Here is a 15018-nt window from a genome sequence, read left to right as displayed (position 1 = left end):
GGTGTGTGCGGGGCGTGTGCGGCGCACGCGCCACCGCGGACTCCTGTGGGCACTTGGGACACGGTGAGTGCGCCCACCACGCTGGACGGCATCACATCCACCGCGTGGCAGGGGGTTCTCGCATGGCTGGGGCCGGCACGTTCCGTGATGATTTCGGGGCATCCGTGGTCGTCGCGCTGGTCGCTCTACCCCTGTGCGTCGGGGTGGCGGTCGCCTCCGGGGTACCGGCCGAGCTGGGGATCGTCACCGGGGTGGTCGGCGGTCTGGTCACCGGCTGGTTCCGCGGGAGCTCCCTGCAGGTGAGCGGGCCCGCGGCCGGTCTCACCGTCCTCGTCTACGAGGCGGTGCAGGCCTACGGTCTTCCCGCGCTCGGGGTGCTGGTGCTGGCCGCCGGGGTGGCGCAGCTGGGCATGGGGATGCTGCGGCTCGGGCGGTGGTTCCGGGCGATCTCCGTCGCCGTCGTGCACGGGATGCTGGCCGGGATCGGGCTGGTACTGATCTCCGGGCAGCTGTACGCCCTGGGCGGTGTGGAGGCTCCGGGGCAGACCCTGGCGAAGCTGGGCGGGGTGCACGAGCTCGGCGCGCAGGCCGACTTGGCCGCCGTGCTGCTCGGGGTCGGGACGATCGCCGTCATGGTCGCCTGGCGCCGGGTGCCCGCCCGGCTGAGGATCGTGCCCGGGGCGCTCGTCGGGGTGGCCGCCGCCACCGCCGCGGCCGTCCTGCTGCAGTTGCCCGTCGACAAGGTGCGGGTGACGGGCGTGCTGGCTGCCGTGTCCCCGCCCGGCTGGGGCGACTTCGAGGTCCTGGCCTCGGTCGGCGCGGCCGGAACCGTGGTCGCGCTGGCGTTGATCGCCTCCGCCGAGACGCTGTTCAGCGCCGCGGCCGTGGACCGTATGCACGACGGTCCGAGGACGGAGTACGACAAGGAACTCATCGCCCAGGGTGTGGGCAACAGTGTGTGCGGGCTGCTGGGCGCGCTGCCGATGACCGCGGTCATCGTGCGCAGCGCCGCCAATGTGGAGGCCGGGGCGCGGACCCGCGCGTCCAGGGTGATGCACGGTGGCTGGCTGCTGCTCTTCGCCGTGGCGTTTCCCCAGCTCCTGGAGAGCGTGCCGCTGGCCGCGCTGGCCGGGGTGCTGCTGCACGCGGGCTGGAAGCTGCTGCCGGCCAGGGCGGTGGCCGCGTTGTGGCGGACGCACCGGGGCGAGGCGGTGGTGCTGGTGGTCACGGCGTCGGCGATCGTGGTCACCAATCTCTTCGAGGGGGTGCTGATCGGGCTGGGGCTGGCTGTCGCCAAGGCGGCCTGGGAGACCTCCCACGTGCACATCGAGGAGGTGTGGGAGGACGAGGAGCTGTGCGTGCAGGTCCTGGGGAACGCCAGTTTCCTGCGGCTTCCCAAGCTGCTCGACGCCTTGGACGCGCTGCCGCACGGGCAGCCGGTACGGCTGGATCTGAGCGGGCTGCGGCACCTGGACCACGCCTGTCTGACCGCTCTGGAGGGCTGGGAGCGCACCCGGGCGCCACTGTCCGGCCGGGAGGGCGTCATCTAGCGGGGTTACCCTCCGCCCGTGGAAAACGAGTTGAAGCGCACCCTGGGGGTGTTCGATGCCGTGGTCGTCGGACTCGGCGCGATGGTGGGCGCCGGTATCTTCGCCGCCCTGGCTCCCGCGGCGCGGGCGGCGGGTGGGGCCCTGCTCGCCGCTCTGGGCGTGGCGGGGCTCGTGGCCTACTGCAACGCGCACTCCTCGGCGCGGCTGGCCGCGCGGTACCCGGCCTCCGGCGGCACGTACGTCTACGGGCGGGAGCGGCTCGGGCCGTTCTGGGGGTACCTGGCCGGCTGGGGGTTCGTGATCGGCAAGACCGCGTCCTGCGCGGCGATGGCCCTCACGGTGGGGGCGTACCTGTGGCCGGGGCGGCAGCACGCGGTGGCCGTCGCGGCGGTGGTGGCGCTGACCGCCGCGAGCTACGGCGGCGTGCAGAAGTCGGCCCGTATCGCCCGGCTGATCGTGGCGGTGGTGCTGGCGGTGCTGGCCGGGGTGGTCGTGGTGTGCCTGTCCTCCGGGGCGGCCGACGCGGAGCGGCTGGGCGGGTCGGGCGGGGGCGTCTTCGGGCTTCTGCAGGGCGCGGGTCTGCTGTTCTTCGCCTTCGCGGGCTACGCCCGGATCACCACTCTGGGCGAGGAGGTGCGCGATCCGGGGCGGACGATCCCGCGGGCGGTGCCGATCGCACTGGGGATCGCGCTGCTGGTGTACGCCGCGGTGGCGGTGGCGGCGTTGTCGGTGCTCGGCGCGGAGGGGCTGGCGCGGTCGTCGGCGCCGCTCGCCGACGCGGTGCGGGCGGCCGGGTGGCCCGGACTGGCCCCGGTGGTCCGGGTGGGCGCGGCCCTGGCCGCGCTGGGTTCGCTGCTGGCGCTCGTGCTCGGGGTTTCGCGGACGGTCCTGGCGATGGCCCGGGACGGTCATCTGCCGCGCGCACTGGCGGCCGTGCATCCTCGGCACCAGGTGCCGCACCATGCGGAGCTGGCCGTGGGTGCGGTCGTGGCGGTGCTGGCGGCCACCGCCGATCTGCGGGGCGCGATCGGTTTCTCCTCCTTCGGAGTGCTCGCCTACTACGCGATCGCGAACGCCTCCGCGTGGACTCTCGATTCAGCTGTCAAGGGTCGGGCCGTGGCAGTGGTGGGGCTGTCCGGCTGTGTGGTGCTGGCGTGTGCGCTGCCCCTCGCGTCGGCGCTCTGGGGGGCGGCGGTGCTGGCGGTGGGCGGACTGCTCTACGGGGTGCAGGGGCGGCTCAGATCCGGGATCTGAATCCGGCCCAGGGCATCAGCTCCAGGTCGTACTCCTCCCCCGCCGCAGAGCCGTCGCAGTACCAGGCGGTGCCGTCGAGCCAGCCGTGCAGCCAGCCGGCCAGGCTCGGGGCGTCGATGGACCAGGCGAGCTCCGGCTCCCCGAGGCCGGGGTCGAAGAGGAGGACCTGGGCGGTGTCGGAGCGGCAGTCGACGCAGACGGACAGGGAGCAGCCGAAGTCGGCTATCGGCAGCACGCCCTCGGGCCAGCGCCAGGCCGACGAGCGGCCGGCCCCGTAGGAACTGACGGCGTCGTACAGGGACAGCAGTCCGCACTCCGGGCCGAATCCGCCGTCGCCGACACGGGTGTAGAGCGCGGCGAGCAGGGGCGGCAGGGCGAAGCCGAGTATGTCCTCGGCCCGGGCGATCTCCTCCGTGCCCAGGACGGCGGGCAGGGACTTTCCGTGCCCCTGCGCGGAGTTGCGTGCGCGCACGGCGACTTGCTCCAGCAACTGCTCGGTCTCGTTCATGCGTTCATGGTGACGCATCCCACCGACAGTCGCCCGGGCCTGTGGACAACTCCGCCCGCAGGCCGATCCGACGGCCTGCGGGCGGGGTGTGTGCCGGCGTCCGGGACGCCGGTCGCTGTGTCAGCGGGAGGCGAACGGCGCGTCCGTCGGGACGATCTCGCGGCCCAGCGGGAGCAGGGAGAGCGGGACCATCTTGAAGTTGGCGATGCCGAACGGGATGCCGATGATCGTGATGCAGAGGGCGATGCCCGTGACGATGTGGCCGAGGGCCAGCCACCAGCCGGCCAGTACCAGCCACAGGACGTTGCCGATGCAGGACGGGGCGCCCGCGTCGTGGCGCTCGACCGTGGTGTAGCCGAAGGGCCAGAGGGCGTAGACCGCGATGCGGAAGGCGGCGATGCCGAACGGGATGCCGATGATCGTGATGCAGAGCAGCACGCCCGCGAGGAGGTAGCCCAGGAACAGCCAGATGCCGCTGAGGATGAGCCAAATGATGTTGAGGATTGTCTTCATTGGCGGCGGCCTGCCATCTGTTCGAGCCGGGCGATGCGCTCGGCCATCGGAGGGTGTGTGGAGAACATCTTAGAAAGGCCCTGACCTGGGCGGAACGGGTTGGCGATCATCATGTGGCTCGCGGCCTCCAGCCGGGGCTCCGGGGGCAGCGGGAGCTGCTTGGTGCCCGCGTCGAGCTTGCGCAGGGCGCTGGCCAGGGCGAGCGGGTCGCCGGTGAGCTGGGCGCCGGAGGCGTCGGCCTCGTACTCGCGCGAGCGGCTGATGGCCAGCTGGATCACGGAGGCGGCCAGCGGGCCCAGGATCATGATCAGCAGCATGCCGAGGAGGCCGGGACCCTCGTCGTCGTTCGACCGGCCGATCGGGATCAGCCAGGCGAAATTGACCAGGAACATGATCACCGAGGCGAGGGCGCCGGCGACGGAGGAGATCAGGATGTCGCGGTTGTAGACGTGGCTGAGCTCGTGGCCGATGACCCCGCGCAGCTCTCGCTCGTCGAGGATGCGCAGGATGCCCTCGGTGCAGCAGACCGCGGCGTTGCGCGGGTTGCGGCCGGTGGCGAAGGCGTTGGGGGCCTCGGTGGGTGAGATGTACAGGCGTGGCATGGGCTGGCGCGCGGACGTGGAGAGCTCGCGCACCATGCGGTACAGCTGGGGGGCCTCGAACTCGCTGACGGGGCGGGCGCGCATCGCGCGTAGAGCCAGCTTGTCGCTGTTCCAGTACGCGTAGGCGTTCGTCCCGAGGGCGACGAGGACGGCGACGATCAGGCCGCCCCGTCCGAAGAAGCTTCCGATGAGGATGATGAGTGCGGACAGCCCGCCGAGGAGTACGGCGGTCTTCAGCCCGTTGTGCCGGCGGTGCACGGTACGCCCTCCAAGTGGTGCGGCAGGGGAGCCCGTCATGGATTTGAGGGTCTACGGTCCAGTGGACCCTCCCTTCCTGGTCAACGCGAGGTGAGGGCGTCAGGTTCCCAGGGCGTGGGGGTGCGGCCGGCCGCCGCCGCCCCTTCCCGGGGGGCGGCGGGGCCGCGGCGGGCGTTACTCCGTACGGGTTACACGCGTCCGTCGGCGTCGGTTACTGCGCGAAGAGGCTGCCCGAGGTGACGCGCAGGATGAGTTCCGGGGCGCCCGAGAGGACGACCGCCGTGATCGCGGTGACGACGATGGCCGCCGCCACCGGCCAGGGAGCGCGCGTACGGGTCTGCGCGCCCTCGGGGGTGCGGAAGAGCAGGGCCGTCCAGCGCAGGTAGTAGTACAGGGCGATGACGACGTTGATCGCCATGACCACGGCCAGCCAGCCCAGGCCCGCGTCGACCGCGGACCGGAAGACGGTGACCTTGGCGAAGAGCCCGATGATGCCCGGGGGCAGGCCCGCCAGGCAGAGCAGGAAGAAGCCCAGGGAGAGGGCGGCCAGCGGGCGCTCGGCGTAGAGCCCCCGGTAGTCGCTGATCCGGTGGAGCGGCTTGGTACGGGCGACCAGGGCGGCCACGGCGAAGGCGCCGAGGTTCACGGCGGCGTACATGAGGGCGTAGGCGACGGTGGAGCCGATCTGGTCGCGCCCGGAGTACGCGGCCGCGGCGATCGGGACCAGCAGGTATCCGGCCTGGCCGACCGAGGACCAGGCGAGCAGCCGTACGGCACTGTTCGGGCGGTCCGGGGACTGGCGCAGGGCGGCGGCGTTGCCCAGGGTCATGGTGAGGGCGGCGAGGACGGCCAGGGCCGGGCCCCAGACGTCGGAGTACGCCGGGAAGGCGATCACCGTGACGAGGATGAGGCCGGTGAAGCCGACGGCCTTGCCGATCACGGAGAGGTAGCCGGCGATGGGCAGGGGGGCGCCGACGTAGGTGTCGGGGACCCAGAAGTGGAAGGGGACGGCCGCGGTCTTGAAGGCGAAGCCGACGAGGGTGAGCGCGACACCGGCCATGGCGAGCGTGTCGAGCTGCCCGGGGACGTCTTCGAGGCGGTCCGCGACCTGGGTGAGGTGCAGGGAGCCGGTGGCGGCGTAGACGAAGCTGACGCCCATCAGCGACACGGCGGTGGCGGTGACGGAGGACAGGAAGAACTTCAGGGCGGCCTCGGAGGAGAGCCGGTCGCCGCGGCGCATGCCGACGAGGGCGAAGGCGGGCAGCGAGGCGACTTCGAGCGCCACGATCAGGGTGGCGAGGTCGCGGGAGGCGGGCAGCAGGGCCGCGCCGGCGGCGGAGGAGAGCAGCAGGAACCAGTACTCGCCGGCCGGCATGCGGGTGTCGTGGACGGCGGTGACCGACACCAGGGCGGTGATCAGGGCGCCGGCCAGCACCAGGAACTGGATGACGAGCGTGAAGCGGTCGGTGACGTAGCTGCAGGTTGCCGGGTCGCCGGTGAGGCAGAAGGTGGCGCGGTCGCCGGCGCGCAGGGGGATCAGGGTGGCGGTCGCGGCGGCGAGGCCGGCGACCGTGATCCAGCCGAGGACCGGCTTGCGGCGTTCGGCGAGGAACAGGTCGGCGACGAGGACGACCAGGCCGACGGCGGCGGTGATCACCACGGGTGCGATGGCGAGCCAGTCGACGGACTGGACCAGGCTCGGGGCCTCGGCGGAGAGGACCGTCATGGCCGTCATGGCCGTCATGAGTTGCCTCCTGCGAGGAGCTTCTGGACGGCCGGGTCGGTGAGGCCGAGGAGGACCGCGGGCCACAGGCCGGCGAGGACGGTGAGGGCGACGAGCGGGGTCCAGGCGGCGAACTCGTAGTGCTGGACGTCCGCGACGGCGAGCTCGGGACCGGCTTTCGGGTCTCCCATGCAGACGCGCCGTACGACGATCAGGAGGTAGGCGGCGGTGAGCAGGGTGCCGAACGCGCCGACGGCCACGTACGTGAGGAACGCGGGGCGGGAGAGGCCCTCGGCGGGGTCGAAGGCGCCGAAGAGGGCCAGCATCTCGCCCCAGAAGCCGGCGAGGCCGGGCAGGCCCAGGGAGGCGACGGCGGCGAAGGCGAGGAGCGCGCCGAGGCGGGGGGCGCGGCCGTAGAGGGCGGCGCCCGTGGCTCCGGCGAGGGTGTCGAGGTCGGCGGTGCCGTAGCGGTCCTTGAGGGCGCCGACCAGGAAGAAGAGCAGGCCGGTGATCAGGCCGTGGGCGATGTTGGCGAAGAGCGCGCCGTTGACGCCGGTGGGGGTCATGCTCGCGATGCCGAGGAGGACGAAGCCCATGTGGCCGACGGAGGAGTAGGCGATGAGGCGCTTGAGGTCGCCCTTGTTCCCCTTGCGGGCCAGGGCGAGGCAGGCGAGCGATCCGTAGACGATGCCGACGGCCGCGAAGGCGCCGAGGTAGGGGGCGAAGGTGGCCATGCCGTCCGGGGTGATGGGGAGCAGGATGCGGACGAACCCGTACGTGCCCATCTTGAGCAGGACGCCGGCCAGCAGGACGGATCCGACGGTGGGCGCGGCGGTGTGGGCGTCCGGCAGCCAGCTGTGGAGGGGCCACATCGGGGTCTTCACGGCGAGGCCGATCCCGATGGCGAGCACGGCCAGGATCTGGGTGCTGTGGGACAGTTCGCGGCCGTTGTCAGAGGCGAGTGCCACCATGTCGAATGTGCCCGCCGTCACACCGATGAGGAGGAGGCCGAGCAGCATGACGACGGAGCCGAGGAGGGTGTAGAGGATGAACTTCCAGGCGGCGGCCTGCCGCTGAGCTCCGCCCCAGCGGGCGATCAGGAAGTACATCGGGATGAGGACCATCTCGAAGGCGAGGAAGAAGAGCAGCAGGTCGAGGACGGCGAAGGTCGCGAGGGTGCCGGACTCCAGGACCAGGAGCAGTGCGACGAAGGCCTTCGGGGAGGGGCCCGCGGGCAGCTTGAAGTAGCTGTAGAGCGCGCAGAGGAAGAACAGCAGCGCGGTCATCAGGAGGAGGGGGAGCGAGATGCCGTCGACGCCGAGGTGGATCCGGACGTTCAGCGCCTGGATCCAGCTGATGTCCGTCGTCGCCTGGATGCGGGACGGGGCGTCGTGGTCGAAGCCCAGGGTGAGGGCGACGGCCGCGGCGAGGATCACGCCGGTCACGGTCACGCCGTGGCGGAGCACGGCCTGCTCGGGGCTCTTGCCCTTGAGGCCGGGCGGGGCCGGCAGGAGCGCCGCGGCGGAGCCGAGGAGCGGTGCGGCCACGATGAACGCCAGAAGGAACTGCATCACGGACGGGCTGATATCAATCACGGCTGACTCACGGCTCACGATCCGGCGTTGACGTTGGCGAGGACGGCGGTGGCGATCGCCAGGACCACGGCGCCGGCGAGCAGGGCGCTCAGGTAGCTCTGCACGTTGCCGGTCTGGGCACGGCGTACGAGGCTGCCGAGCAGCTGGGTGCCGGTGCCCGCGCCGCGGACGTACGTGTCGACGACCTCGCGGTCGAGGAAGCGGACGAGGCTCGCGGCGGCCCGGACGGGCCGGACGAACAGCCGGTCGTAGACGGCGTCGAGGTGGAAGCCGACGGCCGCGTGGCGGTGCAGCGGGCCGAGGAACGCCTTGCCGGGGTCGGCGGCGGGGCCGGCCGGGACGGCGGGGTGATCGTGGGTCACCTCGGCCACCTCGGGGGCTTCCGCGGCGGATTCGGCGGCGGCGACCGCGACTGCGGCGGGCGCTCCTGTGTCGGCACCGGCTGCGGCACCTGCTGAGGTGCCGGCGGCAGTGCCGGCGGTGGCGGTCGCGAGGACGGCCTTCGCCGAGGCGCGCTGCCAGAGGGCGTAGGTGAGCATCGCGCCGATGGCCGCGGCGCCCGTTCCGAGGACGGAGGTGACGAGGGTCGGAGTGAGTTGCCCGCCGTCGAACCAGTCGGAGAGGCGGCCGGCCGCGAGGCCGAAGCCGATCGACGGGATGGCCAGCAGCCACAGCACGCCGGTCATGGCGAGGGGCTCCTTGCCGTGGTCGGGGGCGGCGGCGCCCCGGCCGCGGAAGGCCATCAGCCACAGCCGGGTGGCGTAGGCGGCGGTGAGCAGTGCGGTCAGCAGACCGGCGACGAGCACCAGCCAGCCGGCGGCGCTGGGCGCGAACTCCGAGTGGCCGGTCGCGGTGTGCTCGGCGGCGACGAGGACGGCTTCCTTGGAGAAGAAGCCGGCGAAGGGCGGGACCGCGGCGAGCGCGAGCAGCGCGATCGTCATCGTCCAGAACGCGTCGGGGATGCGCTTGGCCAGGCCGTCCATCCGGGACATGACGCCCAGGGAGTTCGTACCGGCGGCGTGGATGATCACGCCGGCGCCGAGGAAGAGGAGCGCCTTGAAGGCGCCGTGGGACAGGAGGTGGAACACGGCGGCACCGCGGTCGCCGACGGCCAGGGCGCCGACCATGTAGCCGAGCTGACCGATCGTGGAGTACGCGAGCACCCGCTTGATGTCGTCCTGGGCGATGGCGGCCAGGCCGGAGCCGACCATCGTGACGGCCGCCATCACGGCCATGACCACCAGCGCGGCCCAGGAGGACGCGAAGACGGGCAGGAGGCGGGCGATGAAGTAGACACCGGCGGCGACCATCGTCGCGGCGTGGATGAGCGCGGAGACCGGGGTGGGGCCCGCCATGGCGTCGGGGAGCCAGGTGTGCAGGGGGAACTGCGCGGACTTGCCCGCCACACCGGCGAGCAGGAGCAGCGCGATCAGCGTCGGGTGGTCGAGTCCGCCCGCGGCGACGGTGCCCAGGATCTTCGGGATCTCGAAGGAGCCGGCGTCGGTGGCGAGCGCGAACAGGCCGATCAGGAAGGGGACGTCGCCGAGCTTGGTGACGAGGAAGGCCTTCAGGGAGGCGGAGCGGGCCGCTTCGGTCTCCCAGTAGTGGCCGACCAGGAAGTACGAGCAGATGCCCATGACCTCCCAGCCGACCAGCAGCACCATCAGGTCGCCGGAGTAGACGACGAGCAGCATGGCGGAGGTGAACAGTGAGACGAGAGCGGCATACGACGGGTAGCGCGGGTCCTCACGGAGGTACGCCGTCGAGTAGACCTGTACGCAGGTGGCGACCGCCCCGACCAGGACGGCGACCAGGGCGGCGAAGCCGTCGATGTAGAGCGAGAGGTCGATCGGCACCGAGCCGGTCGGGGTCAGCTCGGTCGCGGCGCTGATCGTCTCGCCGCCGCCCTGGCGGACGGCGACGAGTGCGGCCAGTACGGCGGCGCCGAGCGTCGGCAGGATCGCGAGCGGCCGGACGAACCCGGGGGCGGTGCGGCCGAGCAGCAGTCCCGCCACAGCGCCCAGGAAGGGGAGCAGCGGGACGAGTACGGCGAGGGTCGTGGTGCTCACGCGGTGACCTCGCTCTGGTTGTTCGCGGCGGGCTCGTGGCCTTCGGCGGTGTCGCGCAGCCGGTCGACGTCGGAGGTGCCCCGGTTGCGGTACACCATCAGCACGATCGCGAGACCGATGCCGATCTCGGCGGCGGCGATCGCGATGGTGAAGAGGGTCAGGGCCTGGCCGGCGTGCAGGGCGTCGCGCAGCCAGACGTCGAAGGCCACCAGGTTGAGGTTGACGGCGTTGAGCATCAGCTCGACGGACATCAGGACCAGGATGGCGTTGCGGCGGGCGAGTACGCCGTACAGGCCCGTGCAGAAGAGGAGCGCCGCGAGTACGGCGGGGTAGGCGAGGTGCATCAGCGCTGCCTCTTGTCGCTGGCGTCGGTGGCGTCGGTGGCGTCGGTGGGTTCGTTCCTGCGGGACAGCACGATGGCGCCGATCAGGGCTGCGAGGAGGAGAACGGAGAGCGCCTCGAACGGCAGCACCCAGTGCTGGAAGAGGATCTCGCCGGAGACCTTGGTGGAGCCCTGGGCCGGTCCGTCGAGGTCGATCCAGGTGGTGCGGAAGGCGTCGACGACCACCCAGACGAGCGAGACGGCCGCGACGACGGCGACGCCGAGCGCGATCCAGCGGTTGCCGGAGTCCGCGTCCGGGGAGCGGCCGATGGGGGCCTTGGTGAGCATCAGCCCGAAGAGGAGGAGGACGACCACGGAACCGAGGTAGATGAGGACCTGGACCCAGGCGATGAACTCGGCGGTCAGCAGCAGGTACTCGACGGCGATGCCGCCGAGCGCGACGACCAGCCACAGGGCGGCGTGCACCAGCTGCTTGGTGGTGACCGTGACGAGGGCCGCGCCGAGGGTGGCGAGTCCGACGAGGACGAAGGCGATCTCGACGCCGGTCGGGGAGAGGAAGCCGGGCCCGGTGGTGGTGGCTGCGGCCAGGGTGGCGGCGGGGCTCACGCGTCTCCCTCCGGGTTCGGTTCGGTCGGCGGTTCGGTCTCGGCCGCCCGGGCGGCGGCTTCGGCGGCGGCTGCCGCCGCGGCTGCGGCTTCGGCCTTCTCCACCGCCTTGCGGGCGGCGGCGATCTCCTTGGGCTCCTCGGCCGCCGGGTCCAGCGCGGGCGGCGCCGGGACGGTCCACATCCACTCGCGGAGCTTGTCGCGCTCGTGGGTCAGCTCGTGGATGTCGGTCTCCGCGTACTCGAACTCCGGCGACCAGAAGAGCGCGTCGAAGGGGCACACCTCGATGCAGATGCCGCAGTACATGCAAAGGGAGAAGTCGATGGCGAAGCGGTCGAGGACGTTGCGGCTGCGCTCGCGGCCACCGGGGGTGGACGCGGGGACCGTCTCCTTGTGGGAGTCGATGTAGATGCACCAGTCGGGGCACTCGCGGGCGCAGAGCATGCAGACGGTGCAGTTCTCCTCGAACAGACCGATGACCCCGCGGGAGCGGGGCGGCAGCTCGGGCTGGACCTCGGGGTACTGGGCCGTGTGCGAGCGCTTCGTCATCGTGCGCAGCGTGACGGCCAGGCCCTTGGCCAGACCGGATCCGGGGATGGGCATTACTGGATCGCCACCTTCACGATGCCGGTGAGCGCGATCTGGGCGAGCGCGAGCGGGATGAGTGTCGTCCAGGCGAGCTTCTGGAGCTGGTCCTCGCGCAGGCGCGGGTAGCTCACGCGGAGCCAGATCACGACGAAGGCGAGGATCGCGATCTTGAGCAGGGTCCATACCCAACCGAGGTCGTCACCGAACGGGCCGTGCCAGCCGCCGAGGAACAGGACGGTGGTCAGGGCGCAGAGGACGACGATGCCGGCGTACTCGGCGAGGAGGAACAGCGCGAAGCGCAGACCGGTGTACTCGGTGTACGCGCCGAAGATGATCTCGGAGTCGGCGACGGGCATGTCGAAGGGGGGCCGCTGCAGTTCGGCGAGGCCGGCGACGAAGAAGACGAGCGCGCCGACGATCTGCCAGGGCAACCACCACCACTCGAAGGCCTCGACGATCCCGGGGAGCGAGACCGTACCGGCCGCCATGGCCACGGAGGCGGCGGCGAGAAGCATCGGGAGTTCGTAGGCGAGCAGCTGGGCGGCGGTGCGCAGGCCGCCGAGCAGGGAGAACTTGTTCGCCGAGGCCCAGCCGGCCATCAGGGAGCCGAGGACTCCGACACCCATGACGGCGAGCGCGAAGAACAGGCCCGCGTCGATGACCTGGCCGACGGCGCCCTCGCCCGGGCCGATGGGGATGGCCAGCAGGACGAGGAGGTACGGCAGCAGGGCGACGGCGGGGGCGAGCTGGAAGATCCGGCGGTCGGCGCCCGCCGGGACGATGTCTTCCTTCTGCGCGAACTTCACGCCGTCGGCGACGAGCTGGGCCCAGCCGTGGAAGCCGCCGGCGTACATGGGGCCGAGGCGGCCCTGCATGTGGGCCATCACCTTGTGCTCGGTCTGCCCGACGACGAGCGGGAGCACGAGGAAGACGGCGAAGACGACGATCAGCCGCAGGGCGACGTCGAGGACGTCGTTCACGCGTCGCCTCCGTTGTCGGGGTCGGGGGTGGGGTCGGTCTCGGGCTCGGCCTTCGGGACCGGCTCGGGGGCGGGTCCGGCCTTCGGGGTGGATCCGGGCTCGGCCTTCGGGACCGGCTCGGGGGCCGGCGCGTCGAAGGCGGGCTTCGGGTCGTGCCAGGGGGCGTCGGAGCTGCGGGGGGCGGGTCGGCGCGGGGTGCGGGGCGCGGGCTCCGCTGCCGGAGCACCGGCGTCCGGGGCGGCCGGCTCCGTGCCCGGGTGCCGGTTCGCGGGGCCGTCCGCTGCCGAGCGGGTAGGACGGGCCGGGGCCTCGGCCGCCTGGCTCGCCGAGCCGTCGGCGGCGGAACGGGTGCGACGGGCCGGGCGCGGCGCGGCTTCGGGGGCCTCCGTGCCCGGGGCCTCCGTGCCGGGGGCGGCCTCGGCCGCCTGGCTCGCCGAGCCGTCGGCCGCCGAACGGGTGCGGCGCGGCGGGCGGGCCGGGGCCTCGGGGGTCTGCGTGCCCGGAGCGGTCGCGTCCGCAGCGGCCGTCTCGGCTGCCTGGCTCGCCGAGCCCTCCGATACCGAACGGGTGCGGCGCGGCGGGTGGGGGGTGGCTTCCGCGCCCGTCCCGGTGGCCGCGTCGGCCGGGGACTGGGTGGCCGAGCCCTCGGCGACCGAGCGGGTGCGGCGGACCGGTGCGCCCTCGCGCGGGGTACGGGCGGCGGCGCCCGCCGCGCCGGCCGCACGCGGGGTGCGGGCCGGGCGGGACGGGGCCGGCGGGAGCTGGCCCTTCATCGGGCCCCAGTCGTTGGGGTCCGGTACGCCCGGCGGGAGCATCTGGCGGCGCTTGGGCGCGTCCGGGTCGTGCGCCTCGCCCGGCTCCTTGGCGCCGGGCCAGGCCTTGGCGACGCGCGCGGCCAGGACGAAGTCCTTGCGCAGCGGGTGGCCCTCGAAGTTCTCGGGGAGGAGGAGGGGAACGAGGTGGGGGTGGTCGGTGAAGGTCACCCCGAACATCTCGAACGTCTCGCGCTCGTGCCATTCCGCCCCCGCGTATACGGCGACCGCGGACGGCAGGGAGGCGGCGCCGTGCGGGACGGTCGTGCGCAGCAGCAGCCGGCGCACCCGGTGGTTCTCCAGCGATGCGACGTGCGCGCAGATCCGGAAACCGGTGCCGGGCTCGTCCACCGCGCTCAGCCAGTCGAAGTACGTGCAGCCCAGCTTGTCCCGGGCGATCTCCAGGGCGGAGATCCAGCTGCCGACGGGCACGTCCACCGTGAGGACGTCGTACGAGACCTCGGCGACGGCCTCGGCACCGAAGACCGTGGCCGCCGCGTCGGGAAGGGAGTCGTAGAGGTTCACGCGCCGGCCCCCGGGGCGGGCGCGGGCGGCGGGGTGACCAGTGGGCTCGTCAGCTGCGACACCGACGGCCCGGCGGCGTACCGCTCCGCGAGCGACTCGCGGGCGATCTTCTCCTGCAGCTTGAGGATGCCCTGGAGGAGGGCTTCGGGGCGCGGCGGGCAGCCCGGCACGTAGACGTCGACCGGGATGATCTGGTCGACGCCCTTCGTCACCGAGTACGAGTCCCAGTAGGGGCCGCCGCAGTTGGAGCAGGCGCCGAAGGAGATGACGTACTTCGGCTCCGGCATCTGCTCGTAGAGCCGCTTCACCGCCGGGGCCATCTTGTCCGTGACGGTGCCCGAGACGATCATGAGGTCCGCCTGGCGGGGACCCGGCGCGAAGGGGATCACTCCGAGCCGGATGAAGTCGTGCCGGGCCATGGACGCGGCGATGAACTCGATCGCGCAGCAGGCCAGGCCGAAGTTGAAGACCCACAGGCTGTACCGGCGGCCCCAGTTCAGGACCACCTTCATCGGTTCCGGGGCCAGGCGGGAGAGGACTCCGAGGCGCTTGGGCTCCGGGAGCAGCACGCCCTCGGTCGGCCCCTCGGTCGGCGTCACGGCCGGTGTCACGTCCATTCGAGGACGCCCTTCTTGTACGCATAGAGCAGGCCGACGGCCAGGAAGCCGAGGAAGATGAACATCTCCACCAGCGTCGTGGCGCCGTAACCGGCGGCGGCGAACACCGTCGCCCACGGGAACAGGAAGATCGAGTCGACGGCGAAGATGACGTAGAGGAACGCGTAGACGTAGTAGCGGACCTGGGTGTGCGCCCAGCCCTCGCCGACCGGGTCCACACCGCATTCGTACGTCAGCAGCTTCTCGGGGGTCGGGACGACGGGCCGCAGCAGGCGGCCCGCGCCGAAGGCGACGGCCACGAAAAGCACACCGAGCGCGGCCAGCAGGCCGACGACCGAATAACTCCGGAAGTAGTCCGCCGCGAGCACGGTTACGGTCGATACCGTTGGTTCAGGCACGTCCGTTCCTCGCTCCTCGGTCACTGTCGACGATCTGGTACGGACGGGAGTCTAGGGCCTGCCTCACACGGGGTGGGG

At 72.3% G+C, this 15018-nt stretch carries 15 protein-coding genes; 2 read left to right on the top strand and 13 right to left on the bottom strand.

The annotated features are described in order from the left end of the window. The first annotated feature begins 122 nt into the window (after positions 1–122). Positions 123–1550, top strand: a complete 1428-nt coding sequence (locus ACXNSR_RS22925; protein ID WP_458637391.1) for a SulP family inorganic anion transporter — start codon at positions 123–125, stop codon at positions 1548–1550. An 18-nt stretch (positions 1551–1568) separates the two neighbouring features. Further along, positions 1569–2804 carry an APC family permease gene (locus ACXNSR_RS22920; protein ID WP_458637390.1) on the top strand — a complete coding sequence of 412 codons (1236 nt, stop codon included), beginning with the start codon at positions 1569–1571 and terminating at the stop codon, positions 2802–2804. Here the strand turns inward: ACXNSR_RS22920 and ACXNSR_RS22915 are convergent. The 13 genes from ACXNSR_RS22915 to ACXNSR_RS22855 form a co-directional block, all read right to left on the bottom strand. Continuing rightward, on the bottom strand, positions 2788–3312 hold the full coding sequence (locus ACXNSR_RS22915; RefSeq protein WP_458637389.1) for an SMI1/KNR4 family protein: 525 nt from the start codon (positions 3310–3312) through the stop codon (positions 2788–2790). The genes ACXNSR_RS22920 and ACXNSR_RS22915 overlap by 17 nt on opposite strands. Before the next feature lie 120 nt (positions 3313–3432). Beyond that, positions 3433–3825, bottom strand: a complete 393-nt coding sequence (locus ACXNSR_RS22910; RefSeq protein WP_030009012.1) for a YccF domain-containing protein — start codon at positions 3823–3825, stop codon at positions 3433–3435. Beyond that, positions 3822–4685, bottom strand: coding sequence for a zinc metalloprotease HtpX (htpX, locus tag ACXNSR_RS22905; protein ID WP_458643367.1), 864 nt, complete (start codon positions 4683–4685; stop codon positions 3822–3824). The genes ACXNSR_RS22910 and htpX overlap by 4 nt, the downstream gene beginning before the upstream one ends. Before the next feature lie 211 nt (positions 4686–4896). Next, positions 4897–6429 (bottom strand): NADH-quinone oxidoreductase subunit N, encoded by a 1533-nt coding sequence (locus tag ACXNSR_RS22900; protein WP_458637388.1) that lies wholly within the window; start codon positions 6427–6429, stop codon positions 4897–4899. Then, positions 6426–7979: a complex I subunit 4 family protein gene (locus tag ACXNSR_RS22895; protein WP_458643366.1), complete on the bottom strand. Its 1554-nt coding sequence runs from the start codon at positions 7977–7979 to the stop codon at positions 6426–6428. Before ACXNSR_RS22895 ends, ACXNSR_RS22900 begins: the two co-directional genes overlap by 4 nt. Before the next feature lie 38 nt (positions 7980–8017). Then, positions 8018–10072, bottom strand: coding sequence for an NADH-quinone oxidoreductase subunit 5 family protein (locus ACXNSR_RS22890; RefSeq protein WP_458637387.1), 2055 nt, complete (start codon positions 10070–10072; stop codon positions 8018–8020). Continuing rightward, positions 10069–10416: an NADH-quinone oxidoreductase subunit NuoK gene (nuoK, locus tag ACXNSR_RS22885; RefSeq protein ID WP_030726044.1), complete on the bottom strand. Its 348-nt coding sequence runs from the start codon at positions 10414–10416 to the stop codon at positions 10069–10071. The genes ACXNSR_RS22890 and nuoK overlap by 4 nt, the downstream gene beginning before the upstream one ends. Then, the gene (locus tag ACXNSR_RS22880; RefSeq protein WP_458637386.1) at positions 10416–11021 is read right to left on the bottom strand and encodes an NADH-quinone oxidoreductase subunit J family protein; all 606 of its coding nucleotides are present in this window, start codon (positions 11019–11021) and stop codon (positions 10416–10418) included. Before ACXNSR_RS22880 ends, nuoK begins: the two co-directional genes overlap by 1 nt. Then, the gene (locus tag ACXNSR_RS22875) at positions 11018–11623 is read right to left on the bottom strand and encodes a NuoI/complex I 23 kDa subunit family protein (protein ID WP_458637385.1); all 606 of its coding nucleotides are present in this window, start codon (positions 11621–11623) and stop codon (positions 11018–11020) included. Before ACXNSR_RS22875 ends, ACXNSR_RS22880 begins: the two co-directional genes overlap by 4 nt. Beyond that, positions 11623–12588, bottom strand: coding sequence for a complex I subunit 1/NuoH family protein (locus ACXNSR_RS22870; RefSeq protein ID WP_266381556.1), 966 nt, complete (start codon positions 12586–12588; stop codon positions 11623–11625). The genes ACXNSR_RS22875 and ACXNSR_RS22870 overlap by 1 nt, the downstream gene beginning before the upstream one ends. Further along, positions 12585–13925: an NADH-quinone oxidoreductase subunit C gene (locus ACXNSR_RS22865; RefSeq protein ID WP_458637384.1), complete on the bottom strand. Its 1341-nt coding sequence runs from the start codon at positions 13923–13925 to the stop codon at positions 12585–12587. The genes ACXNSR_RS22870 and ACXNSR_RS22865 overlap by 4 nt, the downstream gene beginning before the upstream one ends. Continuing rightward, on the bottom strand, positions 13922–14542 hold the full coding sequence (locus tag ACXNSR_RS22860; protein ID WP_458637383.1) for an NADH-quinone oxidoreductase subunit B: 621 nt from the start codon (positions 14540–14542) through the stop codon (positions 13922–13924). Before ACXNSR_RS22860 ends, ACXNSR_RS22865 begins: the two co-directional genes overlap by 4 nt. Continuing rightward, positions 14533–14940: an NADH-quinone oxidoreductase subunit A gene (locus ACXNSR_RS22855; protein WP_030012240.1), complete on the bottom strand. Its 408-nt coding sequence runs from the start codon at positions 14938–14940 to the stop codon at positions 14533–14535. Before ACXNSR_RS22855 ends, ACXNSR_RS22860 begins: the two co-directional genes overlap by 10 nt. Positions 14941–15018: the final 78 nt, after the last annotated feature.

It is taken from the genome of Streptomyces sp. NC-S4, assembly GCF_054353315.1.
This window is presented reverse-complemented; position numbering and strand designations above follow the sequence as displayed.